This window comes from Rhodoferax sp. P1_F3 (assembly GCF_056405715.1).
Genome location: NZ_JBFUBO010000009.1, coordinates 16,475 through 33,444 on the forward strand (window position 1 = coordinate 16,475; position 16,970 = coordinate 33,444).

The 16,970-nt window shown below is 64.2% G+C and carries 16 protein-coding genes, 1 other RNA gene and 1 pseudogene; 13 read left to right on the forward strand and 5 right to left on the reverse strand.

Annotation, left to right across the window (positions count from 1 at the left end):
* Positions 1-15 precede the first annotated feature (15 nt).
* The 4 genes from AC1DZ5_RS15210 to htpX all read left to right on the forward strand — a co-directional run bounded on the left by AC1DZ5_RS15210 (position 16) and on the right by htpX (position 4,407).
* The gene (locus AC1DZ5_RS15210) at positions 16-1,620 is read left to right on the forward strand and encodes a methyl-accepting chemotaxis protein (protein ID WP_477890489.1); all 1,605 of its coding nucleotides are present in this window, start codon (positions 16-18) and stop codon (positions 1,618-1,620) included.
* 36 nt (positions 1,621-1,656) lie between these two features.
* Positions 1,657-2,706 carry a dihydroorotase gene (pyrC, locus tag AC1DZ5_RS15215; RefSeq protein WP_477890491.1) on the forward strand — a complete coding sequence of 350 codons (1,050 nt, stop codon included), beginning with the start codon at positions 1,657-1,659 and terminating at the stop codon, positions 2,704-2,706.
* Positions 2,691-3,437 carry a DUF3025 domain-containing protein gene (locus AC1DZ5_RS15220; protein WP_477890493.1) on the forward strand — a complete coding sequence of 249 codons (747 nt, stop codon included), beginning with the start codon at positions 2,691-2,693 and terminating at the stop codon, positions 3,435-3,437. Before pyrC ends, AC1DZ5_RS15220 begins: the two co-directional genes overlap by 16 nt.
* Before the next feature lie 97 nt (positions 3,438-3,534).
* Positions 3,535-4,407, forward strand: coding sequence for a protease HtpX (gene htpX / locus AC1DZ5_RS15225; RefSeq protein ID WP_477890495.1), 873 nt, complete (start codon positions 3,535-3,537; stop codon positions 4,405-4,407).
* Here the strand turns inward: htpX and AC1DZ5_RS15230 are convergent.
* Positions 4,404-5,444: a zinc-dependent alcohol dehydrogenase family protein gene (locus AC1DZ5_RS15230; protein WP_477890497.1), complete on the reverse strand. Its 1,041-nt coding sequence runs from the start codon at positions 5,442-5,444 to the stop codon at positions 4,404-4,406. The genes htpX and AC1DZ5_RS15230 overlap by 4 nt on opposite strands.
* Positions 5,445-5,579: 135 nt before the next feature.
* Between AC1DZ5_RS15230 and AC1DZ5_RS15235 the strand changes: the two genes are divergently transcribed.
* Positions 5,580-6,062, forward strand: coding sequence for an Lrp/AsnC family transcriptional regulator (locus tag AC1DZ5_RS15235; protein ID WP_477890499.1), 483 nt, complete (start codon positions 5,580-5,582; stop codon positions 6,060-6,062).
* Here the strand turns inward: AC1DZ5_RS15235 and AC1DZ5_RS15240 are convergent.
* On the reverse strand, positions 6,059-7,864 hold the full coding sequence (locus AC1DZ5_RS15240; RefSeq protein ID WP_477890501.1) for an NAD(P)/FAD-dependent oxidoreductase: 1,806 nt from the start codon (positions 7,862-7,864) through the stop codon (positions 6,059-6,061). The genes AC1DZ5_RS15235 and AC1DZ5_RS15240 overlap by 4 nt on opposite strands.
* A 90-nt stretch (positions 7,865-7,954) precedes the next feature.
* On the opposite strand from AC1DZ5_RS15240, the gene AC1DZ5_RS15245 reads away from it, so the two are divergent.
* The 3 genes from AC1DZ5_RS15245 (at position 7,955) to AC1DZ5_RS15255 (ending at position 10,537) form a co-directional block, all read left to right on the forward strand.
* Complete coding sequence (locus tag AC1DZ5_RS15245) at positions 7,955-9,355, forward strand: ethanolamine ammonia-lyase subunit EutB (RefSeq protein WP_477890503.1); 1,401 nt, start codon at positions 7,955-7,957, stop codon at positions 9,353-9,355.
* A 4-nt stretch (positions 9,356-9,359) separates the two neighbouring features.
* Positions 9,360-10,199 carry an ethanolamine ammonia-lyase subunit EutC gene (eutC, locus tag AC1DZ5_RS15250; RefSeq protein ID WP_477890505.1) on the forward strand — a complete coding sequence of 280 codons (840 nt, stop codon included), beginning with the start codon at positions 9,360-9,362 and terminating at the stop codon, positions 10,197-10,199.
* A 65-nt stretch (positions 10,200-10,264) separates the two neighbouring features.
* Positions 10,265-10,537: a DUF2277 domain-containing protein gene (locus tag AC1DZ5_RS15255; protein WP_477890507.1), complete on the forward strand. Its 273-nt coding sequence runs from the start codon at positions 10,265-10,267 to the stop codon at positions 10,535-10,537.
* A gap of 23 nt (positions 10,538-10,560) precedes the next feature.
* Here AC1DZ5_RS15255 and cysK read toward each other — a convergent pair whose 3' ends face one another.
* A complete protein-coding gene (cysK, locus tag AC1DZ5_RS15260; RefSeq protein ID WP_477890509.1) occupies positions 10,561-11,478 on the reverse strand; it encodes a cysteine synthase A in 918 nt (305 codons plus the stop codon).
* A gap of 116 nt (positions 11,479-11,594) precedes the next feature.
* On the opposite strand from cysK, the gene rnpB reads away from it, so the two are divergent.
* Both rnpB and AC1DZ5_RS15270 read left to right on the forward strand, forming a co-directional pair.
* An RNA gene (gene rnpB, locus AC1DZ5_RS15265) (RNase P RNA component class A) lies at positions 11,595-11,941 on the forward strand.
* Between the two features lie 48 nt (positions 11,942-11,989).
* Positions 11,990-12,418 (forward strand): CBS domain-containing protein, encoded by a 429-nt coding sequence (locus AC1DZ5_RS15270; RefSeq protein ID WP_477890511.1) that lies wholly within the window; start codon positions 11,990-11,992, stop codon positions 12,416-12,418.
* A 3-nt stretch (positions 12,419-12,421) separates the two neighbouring features.
* Here AC1DZ5_RS15270 and AC1DZ5_RS15275 read toward each other — a convergent pair whose 3' ends face one another.
* Both AC1DZ5_RS15275 and AC1DZ5_RS15280 read right to left on the reverse strand, forming a co-directional pair.
* A complete protein-coding gene (locus tag AC1DZ5_RS15275) occupies positions 12,422-13,381 on the reverse strand; it encodes an RNA pseudouridine synthase (RefSeq protein WP_477890513.1) in 960 nt (319 codons plus the stop codon).
* A pseudogene (locus AC1DZ5_RS15280) lies at positions 13,378-14,277 on the reverse strand (MBL fold metallo-hydrolase); the annotation flags it as partial. The pseudogene AC1DZ5_RS15280 and the gene AC1DZ5_RS15275, both read right to left, overlap by 4 nt.
* A gap of 103 nt (positions 14,278-14,380) precedes the next feature.
* On the opposite strand from AC1DZ5_RS15280, the gene dapF reads away from it, so the two are divergent.
* Genes dapF through AC1DZ5_RS15295 form a run of 3 tightly spaced genes read left to right on the forward strand, consistent with a single transcriptional unit; the run spans position 14,381 to position 16,942 of the window.
* Positions 14,381-15,250, forward strand: a complete 870-nt coding sequence (gene dapF / locus AC1DZ5_RS15285) for a diaminopimelate epimerase (RefSeq protein WP_477890515.1) — start codon at positions 14,381-14,383, stop codon at positions 15,248-15,250.
* 15 nt (positions 15,251-15,265) lie between these two features.
* The gene (locus AC1DZ5_RS15290; protein ID WP_477890518.1) at positions 15,266-15,958 is read left to right on the forward strand and encodes a DUF484 family protein; all 693 of its coding nucleotides are present in this window, start codon (positions 15,266-15,268) and stop codon (positions 15,956-15,958) included.
* A gap of 12 nt (positions 15,959-15,970) precedes the next feature.
* Complete coding sequence (locus AC1DZ5_RS15295) at positions 15,971-16,942, forward strand: tyrosine recombinase XerC (RefSeq protein WP_477890520.1); 972 nt, start codon at positions 15,971-15,973, stop codon at positions 16,940-16,942.
* The last annotated feature ends 28 nt before the right edge of the window (positions 16,943-16,970 follow it).

Sequence of the window (16,970 nt, forward strand, 5' to 3'; positions counted from 1 at the left end):
CAACAAGAGGCATCTATGTCCACTTCCTTTATCCGGCAGCCGTCGTTGGCGCGCAAACTGACCCTGGGCTTTGTGGCCATCCTCTTGTTGTTGCTGGCCGTGGCCGCGACGGGCGTTTATTCTGTGGGCCAGATCGGCAACTCGCTGGAGCACATCGTGCGGGTCAACAACCGACAGACGGAGCTGACCAACGCGTTGATGGACAGTATCAACCGCGTCACCATCCACAGCCGGTCTGTGGCCCTCTTCACCGAGCTGGACCCCAAGCAGTTGCAGGTGGAGTTCAAGGCCGCAGAGTCCGCCATTGCGCGGCTTAGCGAGGCCGAGGCGGCCCTGAGCGCACTGCTGACGTCGGACAATGCCAGCATGGAAGAGAGGGCCTTGATGGGGCGCATTTCCGAGCAGACCAAGAAGGTGCTGCCCGAGGTGGCCGATGCCTTGAAGCAGGCCAATGACGGCGATACCGTGGCCGCCGTGCTGACGCTCATGAACCGGGTGCGCCCCGCCGAAGAGGCTCTGCGCAAGGACGCGGCCAGCCTCATCGCGCTGCAGCTAGCCCAGACGCACGAGGCCAGCACCGACTCTGAGGCCCTGCAGCGCAAGATGCTGGTGCTGCTGGGCGGCTTGGTTGCGGTGGCGCTGGTTGCCGGCGGTCTCATTGCCTGGCGCATCACCGTGGGTGTCACCCATCCGGTCAAACTGGCCATGCGCATGACAGAGCGCATTGCCGCCGGAGACCTCACCACCCAAGTGCCCGAAGGGGCAAACGACGAGATTGGCCGCCTGCTGCAGGCCGTCACGGCCATGCAGACCAATCTGCGCGGCGTGGTGGAAAGCATCCGCGAGGCGGCGGGCTCCATCCACCGCTCCAGCCAGGAGGTGGCCGCAGGCAACCTGGACCTGAGCAATCGCACCGAGCAGACCGCGGCCAATTTGCAGCAAACCGCGCACTCCATGGGCCAGCTCACCGACACCGTGCAGAACAGCGCCAACGCGGCGCGGCAGGCCAGCCAGCTGGCCGGTACTTCTGCCGAGGTGGCACAGCGCGGTGGCACCGTGGTGTCCGAGGTCGTGGCCACCATGCAGGAAATCAACACCAGCTCGTCCAAGATCGCGGACATCATTTCGGTGATTGACGGTATTGCCTTCCAGACCAATATCCTGGCGCTCAATGCGGCCGTGGAAGCCGCACGCGCCGGCGAGCAGGGCCGCGGCTTTGCCGTGGTGGCCTCCGAGGTGCGTAGCCTGGCCGGTCGCAGTGCCGAGGCGGCCAAGGAAATCAAGGGTCTCATCAGTACCAGCGTAGAGCGTGTGGAGCGCGGTACCCAGCTGGTGGCGGCTGCGGGCCGTACCATGAGTGAAATCGTGGGTTCGGTGCAACGCGTAACGCACACCATCGGCGACATCAGCGCCACGGTATCCGAGCAGAGCGAGGGCATTGCCACGGTGAACACCGCGATTACAGCGCTGGACCAGATGACCCAACAAAACTCGGCCCTGGTGGAGCAGAGCGCTGCTGCGGCCGAAAGTCTAAAAGACCAGGCCGAACAGCTCACGCGCATTGTGAGTGCCTTTGAAACCGGCACCCCCAGCGCCTCTGGACTGCGTTTGTTGGCCTGAGATGGGGTGACCGGCGGTTTTGGGACAATAGCGCCCATGACGCAAGCGACGACCCCTACCAACACCCTCACCATCACCCGCCCTGACGACTGGCATCTGCATGTGCGCGATGGTGCCGCGCTGACCACTGTGGTGCCGCACACCGCCGCCCAGTTCGCGCGTGCCATCATCATGCCCAACCTGAAGCCACCGGTCACTACCGCGGAGCAGGCGCTGGCTTACAAGGCGCGCATCCAGGCCGCCGTGCCCGCAGGTGTGAATTTTGAGCCGCTGATGACGCTGTACCTGACCGACAACCTGCCCGCCGACGAGATTGCGCGCGCCAAGGACGCGGGTGTGGTCGCCGCCAAGCTCTACCCCGCAGGCGCCACCACCAACAGCGACGCCGGCGTGACCGATCTGCGCAAGACCTACAAGACGCTGGAAGCCATGCAAAAGGCCGGCCTGCTGTTATTGGTGCACGGCGAGGTGACCAGCAGCGACATCGACCTGTTTGACCGCGAAGCCGTGTTCATTGACACGCAGCTGATTCCCTTGCGCAAGGATTTCCCCGAGCTCAAGATCGTCTTCGAGCACATCACCACCAAGGAAGCCGCGCAGTACGTGGCCGACAGCGACCGCTTCACCGCGGCCAGCATCACTGCCCACCACCTGCTCTACAACCGCAACGCCATCTTCACCGGCGGCATTCGCCCGCACTACTACTGTCTGCCCGTGCTGAAACGCGAAACCCACCGCCAGGCGCTGGTGCAGGCCGCGACCGGTGGATCGGCCAAGTTCTTCCTGGGCACCGACAGCGCGCCGCATCCCACGCACCTCAAGGAACATGCGTCCGGCTGCGCGGGCTGCTACACCGCACATGCTGCCATGGAGCTGTACGCCCAGGCGTTCGACGCCGTGGGTGCGCTGGACAAGCTGGAAGGCTTTGCCAGCTTCCATGGCGCAGACTTCTACGGCCTGCCACGCAATACCGGCACTCTCACGCTCCTGCGCGAAAGCTGGACTCCGCCTGAGAGTTTTGCGTTTGGTGAAACCTCTCTCAAACCTCTGGCCGCGGGTGAAGCACTGCAGTGGCGCATGGTCTAGAAACCATTGACTGGGCGGCGCCTTGGCTGGCGCCGTGGCGTGCCGTGGGGGAGGGGCTGGCGGCGCAGGTGAATAGCGGCCTGACCGTGGCGCAGGCTTTGAACGCGGCCCAACGCGCCCCGGTGCAGTTTGTGCCGCAGGCCGAGCTGCCCGCGGGCACGGCCTATGAGCAGCACATCTTCGACACCGGCCGCGTGCCTACGCGCGATGGGCTGCACGACTTTTTCAACGGCCTGTGCTGGCTGCATTTCCCGTTGGCCAAGCGCAAACTGAACCAGTTGCAGGCCGAGCAGATTGCGCAGACCGGCATCCAGCCGGTGCGCGGCCCGGCGCGCGATGCACTCACCGTGTTCGACGAAAACGCCGCCCTGTTGGTGGCGCCCGACGCGCTGTGGCAGGCGCTGGTGGCCAAGGACTGGCAGGCGGTGTTCGTCACGCTGCGCCCGCTGTGGGCGGAGTCCACCTTGCTGTTGTTTGGCCACGCGCTGCTGGAAAAACTGGTTTCACCCCGAAAACCCATCACAGCCCACGTATTTCGTGCGCAAGCAGCTATCAATTCGATAGCGGATCTGGATGCCTGGCTGGCGGACACCCTTTCGGCGCCCATGCTGGCGGCCAAGCCGTTTGCGCACCTGCCGATGCTGGGCGTGCCGGGGTGGTGGGCGCAGAATGAAGATGCGGCGTTTTACGCCGACAGCAGCGTGTTCCGTGCACCGCGCAAATGCCCATAAACTTCGTGGGCTCAAGCCCTGAAAAGCTTGAAAACACGGCCATCGCCCCTACCATCCGGGGCAACGACTGGTACACGGTCGTATTCCGAAAGAAACCATGAAACGCATATTTTTGTTTGTCTTGACCAACCTGGCAGTTGTGGTCGTGTTGGGCATTGTGGCCAGCCTGCTGGGCGTGAACCGCTACCTCACCCCCAATGGCCTGAATCTGAGTTCTCTGCTGGGCTTTGCGCTGGTGATGGGCTTTGGCGGTGCCATCATCTCCCTGCTGATCAGCAAGCCCATGGCCAAGTGGACTTCGGGCGTGAAAGTCATTGAGCAACCGCAAAACGCCGATGAAGCCTGGATTGTGGACACCGTGCGCAAGTTTGCCGACAAAGCCGGCATTGGTATGCCTGAAGTTGGCATCTTTGACGGCGCACCCAATGCCTTCGCCACCGGTGCATTCAAAAACTCGGCCTTGGTGGCCGTGAGCACTGGTCTGCTGCAAGGCATGACCCGCGAAGAGATCGAGGCCGTGATCGGCCATGAGGTGGCCCACATCGCCAATGGCGACATGGTCACCATGACGCTGATCCAGGGCGTGATGAATACCTTTGTGGTGTTCCTGAGCCGCGTGATCGGCTACGCGGTAGACAGCTTTTTGCGCAAGGGCGATGACCGCGACAGCGGCCCCGGCATTGGCTACTACATCAGCACCATCGTGCTGGACATCGTGCTCGGCTTTGCCGCCGCCATCGTGGTGGCCTGGTTCAGCCGCCAGCGCGAGTTCCGGGCCGACGCGGGTGCCGCCCAACTCATGGGCCGCAAGCAGCCCATGATGAACGCGCTGGCCCGCCTGGGCGGCATGACGCCCGGCGAGCTGCCCAAGAGCGTGGCGGCTTTTGGCATCACCGGTGGCATTGGCCAATTGTTCTCCACCCATCCGCCGATTGAAGAGCGCATCGCCGCGCTGCAAAACGCGACTTAAAACTCCGTCACCACGGTGGCGCCAGCCACCTCGAACTTGTCCATGTTCATGAGCGCATCAATCGACTGGGCGAGGCTGATTTTTTGCCCCACCAGTTTCTCGGGTGCCAGCTTGCCCGAGAGCATCATCGCCAGCATGGCATCGTAGCGGTGGGCCTGCATGCCGTGGCTGCCCAGGATCTCCAGCTCGTGGGCAATGACCTTGGCCATGGGGATGGCAGGTGTGGTGTGCTCGCCCAGCATCAGCCCTACCTGGATGTGCTTGCCCCGCTTGCGCAGGTTGCTGATGGAGTTGAAGCAGGTGGTGGGATGCCCCAGGGCGTCCAGCGACACGTGGACGCCGCCTCGGCTGATGTCGCGTACGGCTTCGACCACGTTGGCCACCTGCGTGGCGTTTACCGTGGCAACGGCCCCCAGCGCGCGGGCCAGTTGCAGTTTGTCGTCGGAAATGTCGATGGCAATGACGTTGGCACCCACGGCGTTGGCAATCATGATGGCCGACAAGCCCACGCCGCCGCAGCCGTGCACGGCTACCCACTGTCCGGCGGACGTTTTGCCCTGGTCGACGACCGCGCGAAATGAGGTGGCGAAACGGCAACCCAGGCTGGCTGCAGTGGCAAAGTCCAGGGTGTCAGGCAGTGCCACCAGGTTGATGTCGGCCTGGTCGATGGCCACGTACTCGGCAAACGAGCCCCAATGGGTAAAGCCTGGTTGAAACTGGTGGTCACACACCTGGTGGTGCCCTGCATGGCATTCGGGGCAATGGCCGCACGCTGCGACGAACGGCACGGTCACGCGATCGCCCCGCTTCCATTGCTTCACGTCCTTGCCCACCGCCTGGACGATGCCCGCGAACTCATGGCCCGGAACGTGGGGAAGGCGAATGTCCGAGTCATGGCCCACCCAGCCATGCCAGTCGCTGCGGCAGACGCCCGTGGCCATCACCTGGATGACCACCCCGTGGTTTTGCGGCGAAGGGTCGGGCACCTGTTGGAGTTGGGGCGGTGCGGAAAAGGCTTCGTAAACCACTGCTTTCATGAAAATCCTTGGCGTTGAATGATTCCATCAGTATAGAAATTACCAATGAAAATATTATTCTGTTTTAAGGTAAAAAGTGGGTGGTTTTGATACGCGGTTCCGCTGCGGAGCGCTTGGATGAAGGAGTCTTTCACAATGGATGGTTTGGACAAAATTGATCTCGCCATGTTGGCCAAGCTTCAGCAGGACGGTCGACTGCCCAATGCAAAGCTGGCCGAGGCGTTTTCCTTGAGTGAGGCCTCGTGCTGGCGCAGGCAAAAGCGGCTGGAGGAGGCCGGAGTGATAGAGGGCTACCAAGCCATCCTGAATCGTCGCAAGCTGGGCATCGGCGTGATGGCCTTTGTCCAGATCGTCTGCACGCAGCACGGCGAAGAGATCACTGCGAATTTTGAGCGCCAGGTACGGGCTTGCCCCAACGTGGTGGATTGCCACAACATCACCGGCGAAGCCGATTTTCTGCTGAAGGTCGTCGCCAAGGACCTGGACGACTACAGCCGGTTCGTGGAGCGTGTCTTGCGCCAATTGCCCGGCGTGTTGAGCATCCGATCCAGCATCTCCCTGCGGGAAATGAAGGCCGCCAAAGGCTTGCCGGTGTTGGAGATTTTGAGCGGCGGCTAGGCCGGTTGGCACATGGCCAGCGCCAGGGCCTCCGCCACCTTGATGCCATCCACCCCCGCCGACAAAATGCCGCCCGCGTAGCTGGCGCCTTCGCCCGCTGGGTACAGGCCGCGCACATTGGTGCTTTGCAGGTCGTCCCCGCGTGGCATCTTGATGGGACTGGAGGTGCGGGTTTCCACACCGGTCAGCACGGCGTCGGCCATGTCAAAGCCTTTGATCTTCTTGCCAAATGCGGGCAGCGCCTCGCGCAGTGCGGCAATGGCATAGTCGGGCAGGCTGGGGGCCAGGTCGCCCAGCTTCACGCCGGGTTTGTACGACGGTGTGACGCTGCCAAATTCCGTCGACGGCTTGGCGGCGATGAAGTCACCCACCAACTGGCCCGGCGCCTCGTAGGTGCTGCCGCCCAGGGTGTAGGCGCCGCTTTCCAGCTGGCGCTGGAACGCGATGCCGGACATGGGATGCGCGGCCTTGGGGTTCTGGGCCTTCATCGCCGCCGCCTCCGCCGCGTAGCGCTGGCCTTTCTCTTCGCCAAAGGCGTGCACAAAGTTGGTCGCATCAATCGGGTAGTCGGGCGGGTCTATGCCCACCACCATGCCGGCGTTGGCATTGCGCTCGTTGCGCGAATACTGGCTCATGCCGTTGGTGACCACGCGGCCCGGTTCGCTGGTGGCGGCCACCACGGTGCCACCCGGGCACATGCAGAAGCTGTAGACCGCACGCCCGTTCGCTGCGTGGTGCACCAGCTTGTAGTCGGCCGCGCCCAGCAGCGGGTGGCCCGCATGGCGGCCCCAGCGCGCGCGGTCGATCACGCCCTGCGGATGCTCGATGCGAAAGCCCACCGAGAACGATTTGGCGTGCATGGCCACGCCGCGCTCGTAGAGCATGGCAAAGGTGTCGCGCGCGCTGTGGCCCAGTGCCATCACCACGTGGTGGGCGGGCAGTTCGTAGTGGCTGCCATTTTGAAGGTTTTCGACCTCTAGCCCGCGTAGAGTCTGCGCGGATAGCTCCTGATTCAATAGCACGTCCACCACGCGCTGTTCAAAGCGGATTTCGCCACCCAGCGCAATGATCTGCTCGCGGATGCCTTCCACCACCTTCACCAGCTTGAAGGTGCCGATGTGCGGATGCGCCTCGTACAGGATTTCGGCCGGTGCGCCGTGCTGCACAAACTCGTGCATCACCTTGCGGCCCAGGAAGCGCGGATCTTTGATCTGGCTGTAGAGCTTGCCGTCCGAAAACGTGCCGGCACCACCTTCGCCAAACTGCACATTGCTCTCGGGGTTCAGCGTCTTCTTGCGCCACAGGCCCCAGGTGTCCTTGGTGCGCTCACGCACCGGTTTACCCCGCTCCAGCACGATGGGTTTGAACCCCATCTGCGCCAGCACCAGCGCCGCAAACATGCCGCAGGGCCCAAAACCCACCACCACGGGGCGCTCTGGCAGGTTGGTGGGCGCCTGCGCGACAAAGCGGTAGGCCATGTCGGGCGTGGCGCTGATGTGCGGGTGGTTCGGGAACCGGGCCAGCAGCGGGGCTTCCAGCGCCGCATCGGCCAGCGTGATGTCGACGATGTAGACCGCCAGCAGGTCCGCCTTGCGCGCATCAAAGCTGCGTTTGAAAACGTGCAGGTCGGCAATGGCAATTACATCAATGCCCAGCGCCTGGGCGCACAGGTGTTTCAGTGCGTCAATCGGGTGCGCCACGGGCGCGCGGTCGGCTTCCGTCTCGGTGGGGGCGTCCGCGGCACGGCGGGCCTCCACGGGCAAGGCGGACAGGGGGAGTTTGAGTTCTGTGAGGCGAATCATGGCTGGGCTCGTGGTTATCAAGCAAGGCCGCGATTTTAAAGGCGCGAGCGCCGCGGTGCGTGCAGGCACGTTGATTGCTTGGTGATTCCTGTGCCAAGCCATTCCTACTCCTACACCCTGGGTCCCCGCACCTACGGCTTTCGCGATCTCAAAGACCTGATGGCCAAGGCCACACCGCTGCGGTCGGGCGATCTGCTGGCGGGCGTGGCGGCGCACAGTGCCGAGGAACGCGCGGTGGCGCAAATGGCATTGGCGGAAGTGCCGCTGCGCACCTTTTTGAATGAGGCGCTGGTGCCGTATGAGTCGGACGAGGTCACGCGCCTCATCCTGGACAGCCACGACGCAGCGGCATTTGCCCCGGTGAACCACCTGACGGTAGGCGACTTTCGCAACTGGTTGCTCAGCGACGCGGTCGACAGCGCCACACTGTCCGCGCTGGCACCCGGCATCACGCCCGAGATGGCGGCCGCGGTCAGCAAGCTGATGCGCAACCAGGATCTGATCCTGGTTGCCAAAAAATGCCGCGTGGTCACCGCATTCCGCAATACCCTGGGCCTGGCCGGGCGCATGGCCACCCGGCTACAACCCAATCACCCCACCGACGACACCACCGGCATTGCCGCCAGCCTGCTGGACGGTCTGCTGTACGGCAGTGGCGATGCGGTGATTGGCATCAACCCCGCCACTGATAACGTGGCCCAGGTGGTCAAGCTGGTGCACATGATGAACGACATCATCAGCCAGTACGATATTCCCACCCAGTCTTGCGTGCTGACGCATGTGACCAACTCCATGCAGGCCATCGAACGCGGCGCGCCGGTGGATCTGGTGTTCCAGTCCATCGGCGGCACCGAAGCCACCAACAGCAGCTTTGGCCTGAACTTGGCGCTGCTGGCCGAGGCCCGCAGTGCTGCGTTGTCGCTGCAGCGCGGCACCGTGGGAGACAACGTGATGTATTTCGAGACCGGGCAGGGCAGCGCCTTGTCGGCCAACGCGCACCACGGCATGGACCAGCAAACCTGCGAGGCCCGCGCCTATGCAGTGGCGCGCCACTACAAGCCGTTGCTGGTCAACACCGTGGTGGGCTTCATCGGCCCCGAGTACCTGTTTGACGGCAAGCAGATCATCCGCGCCGGGTTGGAAGACCACTTCTGCGCCAAGCTGCTGGGCCTGCCCATGGGCTGCGACGTCTGCTACACCAACCACGCCGAGGCGGACCAGAACGACATGGACGTGTTGCTTACCCTGCTGGGCGCCGCGGGCTGCAACTTTGTGATGGGCATTCCGGGCTCGGACGACATCATGCTGAACTACCAGACCACCTCCTTCCACGACGCGTTGTACGCCCGCCGGGTGCTGGGCCTGCGCCCCGCGCCCGAGTTCGAGGCCTGGCTGCAGCGCATGCAAATCTTCAGCGAGGCGGGCCCGGCCTTTGCCCTGCACCCCACGCTGCCCCCGGCGTTCCACAAAGCCCTGCTGCAACTGGCCTGAGCCCATGAGCGAACCCCTGTCCCCCGTCACCGCCAACCCCTGGTCGGTGCTGCGCCAGTTCACCGATGCGCGCATTGCGCTGGGGCGCTCGGGCGTGAGCCTGCCTACAACCGCACACCTGGCCTTTCAGCTGGCGCACGCCCGGGCGCGTGACGCCGTGCACCGCAGTCTGGATGTGCCCCGTCTGGCCGACGCGCTGGCCGCGGCCTGGCCCGATGCGCCGCCGCCCTGTGTGCTGCTGCACAGCGCCGCCATCGACCGCAATCACTACCTGCAGCGCCCCGACCTGGGGCGGCGGTTGGATGCAGCGTCACTGGAGGTGTTGTCGCAGCTGTACCTGCCGGCATCGGCCGATGCCACGTTGTCGGACCGACCGTACGACGTGGCCTTTGTCGTGGCCGATGGCCTGTCGGCTCTAGCGGTGGAGCAAAATGCCGCCCCGTTCCTGCGGGCGTTGTACCGCCGCATGGGTCAGGAGGGCTGGCGTGTGGCGCCCCTGTGCATGGCCCAGCAGTCCCGCGTGGCCATTGGCGATGAGATCGGGCAGGCGCTGGGCGCCAAAGCGGTGGTGGTGCTGATTGGCGAGCGCCCGGGCCTGAGTTCGCCGGACAGCATGGGCCTGTACCTGACCTGGATGCCGCGCCTGGGGCTGACCGACGCCAGCCGCAACTGCATCTCCAACGTGCGCCCTGCGGGGCTGGCGTATGAGGATGCGGCCTTCAAGCTGCATTACCTGCTGACCCAGGCGCGCCAGCGCCAGATCTCGGGCGTGGAGCTCAAGGACGAGACGGATGGCAGCGCACGGGTTCAGGTGGCGGAGCAGGGCAACTTTCTGCTGCGCTAAGCCCCACGTGGGCTGAGCCAGCGCAGACGTAAGATGCCGCCGTACCCGCCACCGGAGCCTCCGCCATGTGCCGCAACATCAAAACCCTGTTCAACTTCGAGCCGCCCGCCACCGAGCTGGAAATCCGCGACGCGTCGCTGCAGTTTGTGCGCAAGCTCAGCGGTTTCAATGTGCCCTCGCAGGCCAACAGCGAAGCGTTTGATTTGGCTGTGGCCCAGGTGGCCGAAGTGGCACGCACGCTGATCGCCTCGCTGGTCACCACTGCAGAGCCGCGCAATCGCGAGGTGGAGGCGGTGCGGGCCAAAGCCCGCTCGGCTGCCCGCTTTGGGGCGCGTTAGTTCGAGGCCAGATGGCGGCAGGCTCAGGTGGGCAGGAATCCATCCACCGACAAATAACGCTCGCCGGTGTCGTAGTTGAAGCCCAGCACCGTGGCCCCGGCAGGAATCTCGGGCAGTTTCTGTGCGATGGCGGCCAGCGTGGCGCCGCTGGAGATGCCCACCAGCAGGCCTTCTTCGCGTGCGCTGCGGCGTGCGTATTCGCGGGCCGGTTCGGCGTCCACCTGGATCACGCCGTCCAGCAGCTCGGTTTTCAGGTTCTTGGGAATAAAGCCCGCGCCAATGCCCTGGATGGGGTGGGGCGAGGGCGCACCGCCACTGATTACGGGGGATGCGGTGGGCTCCACCGCGAACACCTTCAGCTTGGGCCATTTGGCTTTGAGCACCTGGGCCACACCACTCAGGTGGCCGCCGGTGCCCACGCCGGTGATGATGACGTCCACGCCCTGGGGGAAGTCATTGGCGATTTCCAGCGCGGTAGTGCGGACGTGCACGTCGATGTTGGCAGGGTTCTCGAACTGCTGCGGAATCCACGCGCCCGGGGTTTGCTCGGCCAGTTCCTGGGCGCGGGCAATGGCGCCTTTCATGCCTTTCTCGCGCGGGGTCAGGTCAAACGTAGCGCCGTAGGCCAGCATCAGGCGGCGGCGTTCGATGGACATGCTGTCGGGCATGACCAGAATCAGCTTGTAGCCTTTGACCGCGGCCACCAGGGCCAGGCCCACGCCGGTGTTGCCCGATGTGGGCTCAATGATGGTGGCGCCGGGTTTCAGTACCCCACGCTTCTCGGCGTCTTCCACCATGGCCAGCGCAATGCGGTCCTTGATCGAACCGCCCGGGTTGCTGCGTTCACTCTTCACGAACACCTGGTGCGTGCTGCCAAACAGCTTGTTGATGCGGATATGGGGCGTATTGCCAATGGTTTGCAGGACGTTGTCGAAAGCCATGAGGGGTCTCCGGAGTGGGAAAAGAACGCAATCATTCTCTGCCAAATGCATGACCGGCGAACGACAGTTTGGGCATATCGATATGCCTGCCCCCGCAGGACCGATAATGGGGCGGTGAAGCCCGCCAGACCACCGCTGGTGCAATCTGGGAAACCAGGCACTGGAGGAACGTCCGGACTGCATAGGGCAGCGTAGCAGTTAACGACTGTCCACTGACAAGCTGTGTACGCAAGTGCATGGCCCTAAGGTGAGGATTAGAGCAACAGAGACGAGCCGCTTTAGTGCGGGTGAAACGGGCAATCTCTACGCGCAGCAATACCAAGTAGGCCAACGTTGACGGGGCCCCCGGAGTTGGCGGGTAGGTAGCATCGAGCCGTTTGGGTGACCGGCGGCCCAGAGTAATGGTGGTCACATGGGGGGAAACCCCCATGCACAGAATCCGGCTTATCGGTGGGCTTCACACTTTTTTTGTTGTATGGTTGGGTCTTCACAGTCATTGGGAGATGGGACCATGCGACCGATTCTTGAACTGTTGGAAAAGCACGGTGGCTCCATCTGGAGCCTGAGCCCCGAGGACAGCGTGTACAACGCCCTCGAAATGCTGGCCGATTGCAATGTGGGGGCCCTCATGGTGATGGAGGGCGACAAGCTGGTCGGCGTGTTTTCCGAACGCGACTACACCCGCAAAATCGCCTTGGCGGGGCGCTCATCCAAAGACACCAAGGTCAGTGAGATCATGACCGCCCAGGTGCTGACGGTCACTCCCAGAACTTCGACTGACGACTGCATGGCCCTCATGAGCCAGAAGAAGATCCGCCACTTGCCGGTGGTGGAGGGCAGCAAGGTGCTGGGCATGATTTCGATCCGCGACCTGATGGACAACATCATCAAGGACCGCGAGCTCACCATCACCCAGCTGCAGAACTACATTTCTTCCTGAACTCTAAAACTTCTCGTAGCCCGCCAGAAAACGCCACTGGCCCACGGGCAGGTCGGCAATGGTGACCCGTCCCAGGCGGATGCGGCGCATGGCCAGAATTTCCAGCTTCGCTTCTGCACACAGGTAGGCCACCAGGCCGGGGTGCGAACCCTTGATGGCGAAGCGCAGGCGGCTCATTTCCGGCGTGCTGCTGCTCACACTCACTTTCACCGATGGCAGGTCGTTGCGTTCGTCTTTGAGCGCGTAGCCGATGGGCTTTAGCGCTTCGGGTGCCACCTCGCCCTTCACTTCCACCAGAAACTCGTGCTCCATGGTGCCCATGTCTTCGGTGAGCTTGCGCGTGGTGCGCCAGTCCTGCGTGAACACCACCAGACCGGTGGCGCCGTTTTCGAGTTCGATGTCGGCTTCCAGATTGCTGAAGTGGCGCTTGAGTATCGGCGTGTCCGTGGGGTCGTGTTCCCAATGGGTTTGCGCGGTCAGCAGACTGCGTGCGTCGGGTGCGGCCTTGCGCCCGCGTACGGGCTCCAGTTCCTCTGTGCCATCGGAGTAGCCCGCGGGCTTGTTCAGCAGCAGGGTCACGTCGCTGAGGCTCAGCAGGGTGGCATCGGCGTCCAGCGTGACGGCCTCTTTGTCCACGCGGTGCGCGGGCTCTTCCACCACCACACCGTTCACACGCACCCAGCCACCGGCGATGTACTGTTCTGCTTCCTTGCGCGAGCAGTCTTTGAGCGCCATCACGCGCTTGGACAGGCGTTCGCCAGCGACTGACGCAGCGGGTGCCTCCGCCACGGGTTCTTTGCGTGGCTTGCGAAAACGTGGCTTTTTGGTGGAAGGTGCAGGCATGGGCGCCGCAGCGGCCGGGCTGGGCCTGGGTGCAATGGGCGCTGGTGCCACCACTGCACGCGGTGGTTTGATGGGCTTTTTGAGCGTGGGGCGTGGGGGTTTGGAGTCCGCGGTGCTCATGGCTGGCCTTCTTGGTTTTGGGGGCCGCCTGGGTTGTCCAAGGCGTAAATACGTTCCACGTGTGCCAGCAGCGAGCGCTTGGCCACGGGCCAGATGCGCGCATCCACATCGTCATAGGCCAGGGGCAACCAGTCGTCCAGGCCGCCATGGGGGTTGGCGCGCATCACGGCGGCAATCTTGGCCTCGCGCGCCAGGCGGTGGGCCTTGAGCTTGGCGATGGCGTCGAGTGCGCCGTCCATCACATGGCCATGCGCCGGCAGGATGTACTGCACCCCCAGCTCGGTGCAGGCCGCAGTCAGCGCGTCCAGCGAATCCAGGTAGTCGCGCATATTGCCGTCGGGTGGGTCGATCACCGTGGTGCTGCCGTTGAGGATGTGGTCACCGCTGAACAGCAGGCCGTCTTCTTCCAGCAGCAGGCAGACGTGGTTGGCTGCGTGGCCGGGCGTGTAAATCACTTGCAGCGTGTGCACGGGTTTCAGAGCGCTTTGCACGTCCAGCCCAGGCAGCATATGCGCGAGCAGCTCCTGATTTAATAGCGGACGGTCTGGCGTGAAGTCGCTGGCTGCGCGCGCCGTGGGGGCAGACGGGAGCCCCAGAATGGGCGGGCCGCCCTGGCACAGGGCCTGCAGCGGTGCCGCACCCGGCGAATGGTCGGGGTGCGAGTGGGTGCAGACGATGCGTAGGATGTTGCCACCGCTGCCGTCTTCAAACGCGGCGGCCTGCCACAGGCGCTGCACATGGTCGGCGTCGGCCGGTCCGGGGTCGATCACCGTGAAGCCGGTGGCGGGCTCGCCCACCAGGTAGCTGTTGGTGCCGGGCCCGGTCATCACACCCGGGTTGGGGGCGGTCAGGCGCAGCACATTGCGCAGCAGCGGGGTGGGGCGGTCGGTTTGCCAGGCGTCGATCAGCGAGGCGGCTGCGGGTGAAGTATCCGCAGGCAGGATGTGGGTGGGTCTAACCATGCGCAGGATTGTGCGGCCAAACGCGGATAATTCGGCCATGCGAATTCCGTTCACCAAAATGCAGGGCGCGGGCAACGACTTTGTCGTTCTCGACGAAACGCGCGGCCGCCTGGGCCTCACGCCTGCGCACTACCGCTTTCTGGGCGACCGCCACTTTGGCGTGGGCGCCGACCAGATCCTGACCGTGCGCCCCTCGCCCGCCGAGGGCATCGACTTCGAATACGTGATCCACAACGCCGATGGCAACGAGGTGGAGCAGTGCGGCAACGGCGCGCGCTGCTTTGCCCGTTTTGTGCACGACCGCGGTCTGACGACCAAGGATCACCTGCGTGTGCAGACCATGATGGGCGTGATTGAGCCGCGTCTGAATGCCGATGGCCGCGTCACCGTGGACATGGGCGCGCCGGTGTTTGCGCTGGCCGACATTCCGTTTGATGGCAGCGGCCTCACGCTGCAGCCCATGGGTTCATGGGGAAATTGGCCTCTAGCCCCCGTCGGTATTGCGCCAGTAGCTCCTCTTTTGATAGCGGCTGTGTCCATGGGCAACCCCCATGCGGTGACGTTGGTGGACAACGTGGACACGGCCCCAGTTGCTAACCTGGGCCCCGCTGTGCAGGCCAGCCCGCGCTTCCCGCAGGGCGTGAACGTGGGTTTCTTGCAGGTCGTGGACCGCAGCCACGTGCGGCTGCGCGTGTTTGAGCGCGGCGTGGGCGAGACCCTGGCCTGCGGCACCGGCGCCTGCGCAGCCGTGGTTTCCGGCATTCGCCTGGGCCTGCTGGACGCCAGCGTGGAAGTGCAAACCCGGGGCGGCGTGCTCACCATTGAATGGGCTGGTGGCGACGCCTCGGTGTTCATGACCGGCCCCGCCACCACCGTGTTTCACGGCGAAATTGACCTTCCCGAATAACCAACTGATCGCACCATGACCACACCCGTGAACCACGCCTTGGCCCACCCCATCACCGAAGACGACATCGCCAATTACCTGGCCAACACGCCCGACTTCTTCCAGCGCCACGCCGAGCTGCTGGCCACGGTGCAGTTCACCAGTCCGCACAGCCACCGCGCAGTGAGCCTGCAGGAGCGCCAGGCCGAGATGCTGCGCGAGAAGATCAAGCTGCTGGAGCAGCGCATCATGGAAATGATCCGCAACGGCAATGAGAACGTGATGCTGTCCGACAAGATCCTGCGCTGGGCGCGCACGCTGTTTCTGACCAACGACCTGCAGGCTCTGCCCGCCCAAATCGTGCAAGAGATCCAGGACCAGTTCGCCGTGCCCCAGGTGGGCCTGCGCCTCTGGGATGTGGCCACCGCGTATGCCGGCCTGCCCTTTGCCCAGGGCGTGAGCGACGACGCCAAGGTGTTCGCCGCCTCGCTGACCGAGCCCTTCTGTGGCCTGAACACCGGCTTTGAAGCCGTGGGCTGGCTGGACGATACGGCCCACGTCAGCTCGCTGGCGCTGATTCCTCTGCGCAGCGGCGAGGCCGGTGGCAGCGTGTTCGGCATCCTGGTGCTGGCCTCCGGCGACGCGCACCGCTTCAACAGCGGCATGGGCACCGACTTCCTGGCCCGCATCGGCGACCTGGCCAGTGCGGCGCTTTCGCGCCTGCGTTAACCCCCACTGGCCGTGAACACGGACGACACCTCGCTGGTTGAAAAATACCTGGAGTACGTCCGCGTAGAAAAACGCCTCGCAGCGCGCACGGTGGAACTGTACGCGCTGGATCTGGGCAAGCTCAGCGCCAACGCCGCCAAGGTGCCTGTGGCCTTGGTAGACGTTAAAAATAACCATATCCGCCGCTGGGTGGCACAGATGCACAGCGGTGGCCGCAGTGGCCGTGGCATTGCGCTCATCCTCTCGGGCTGGCGCGGTTTCTACACCTGGCTGGGCCGCCAAGGCCTGGTGGCCAGCAACCCCGTGCAAGACGTACGCTCCCCCAAAGCCCCCAAGCCTCTGCCCAAGGCACTGGCCGTGGACGACGCGGTGCAGTTTGCCGACTTTGAAAGCGACGACAACGCCTGGCTGGAAGCGCGCGACGCGGCCATGGTGGAGTTGCTGTACGGCAGTGGCCTGCGCGTGGGTGAACTCGTGGGGCTGGACGTGGTGGCGGGCAAAGATGCCAAAGGCTGGATAGACCTGCAAGCCGCCGAGGCCCATGTGCTGGGCAAGGGCAGCAAACGCCGCACTGTGCCGGTGGGCAAGACTGCGCTGGAGGCCCTGGCGCGCTGGCTGGAGCTGCGCGGCCCGCTGGGCACCGCCACCGGGGCGCCTACGGCCGCCACACAGGCCGATGCCGCGGCCGCGCTGTTCACCGGGCGCAATGGCACGCGGCTGACTGCCCAAAGCGTCTGGCAACGCCTGAAGCGCCGCAGCCAGCTCGCGGGCCTGAACACCCCGGTGCACCCCCACATGCTGCGTCACTCGTTTGCCAGCCATGTGCTGCAAAGCAGCGGCGATTTGCGCGCTGTGCAGGAGTTGCTGGGCCACGCCAACATCACCACCACGCAGGTCTACACGCGGCTGGATTTTCAGCACCTGGCCAAGGCCTACGACGCGGCGCATCCTCGGGCGCGCCTGCGCACTCCCAAAAAAGACTGAGCGGAGTCTGTAAGTCTTGTAAACAAGT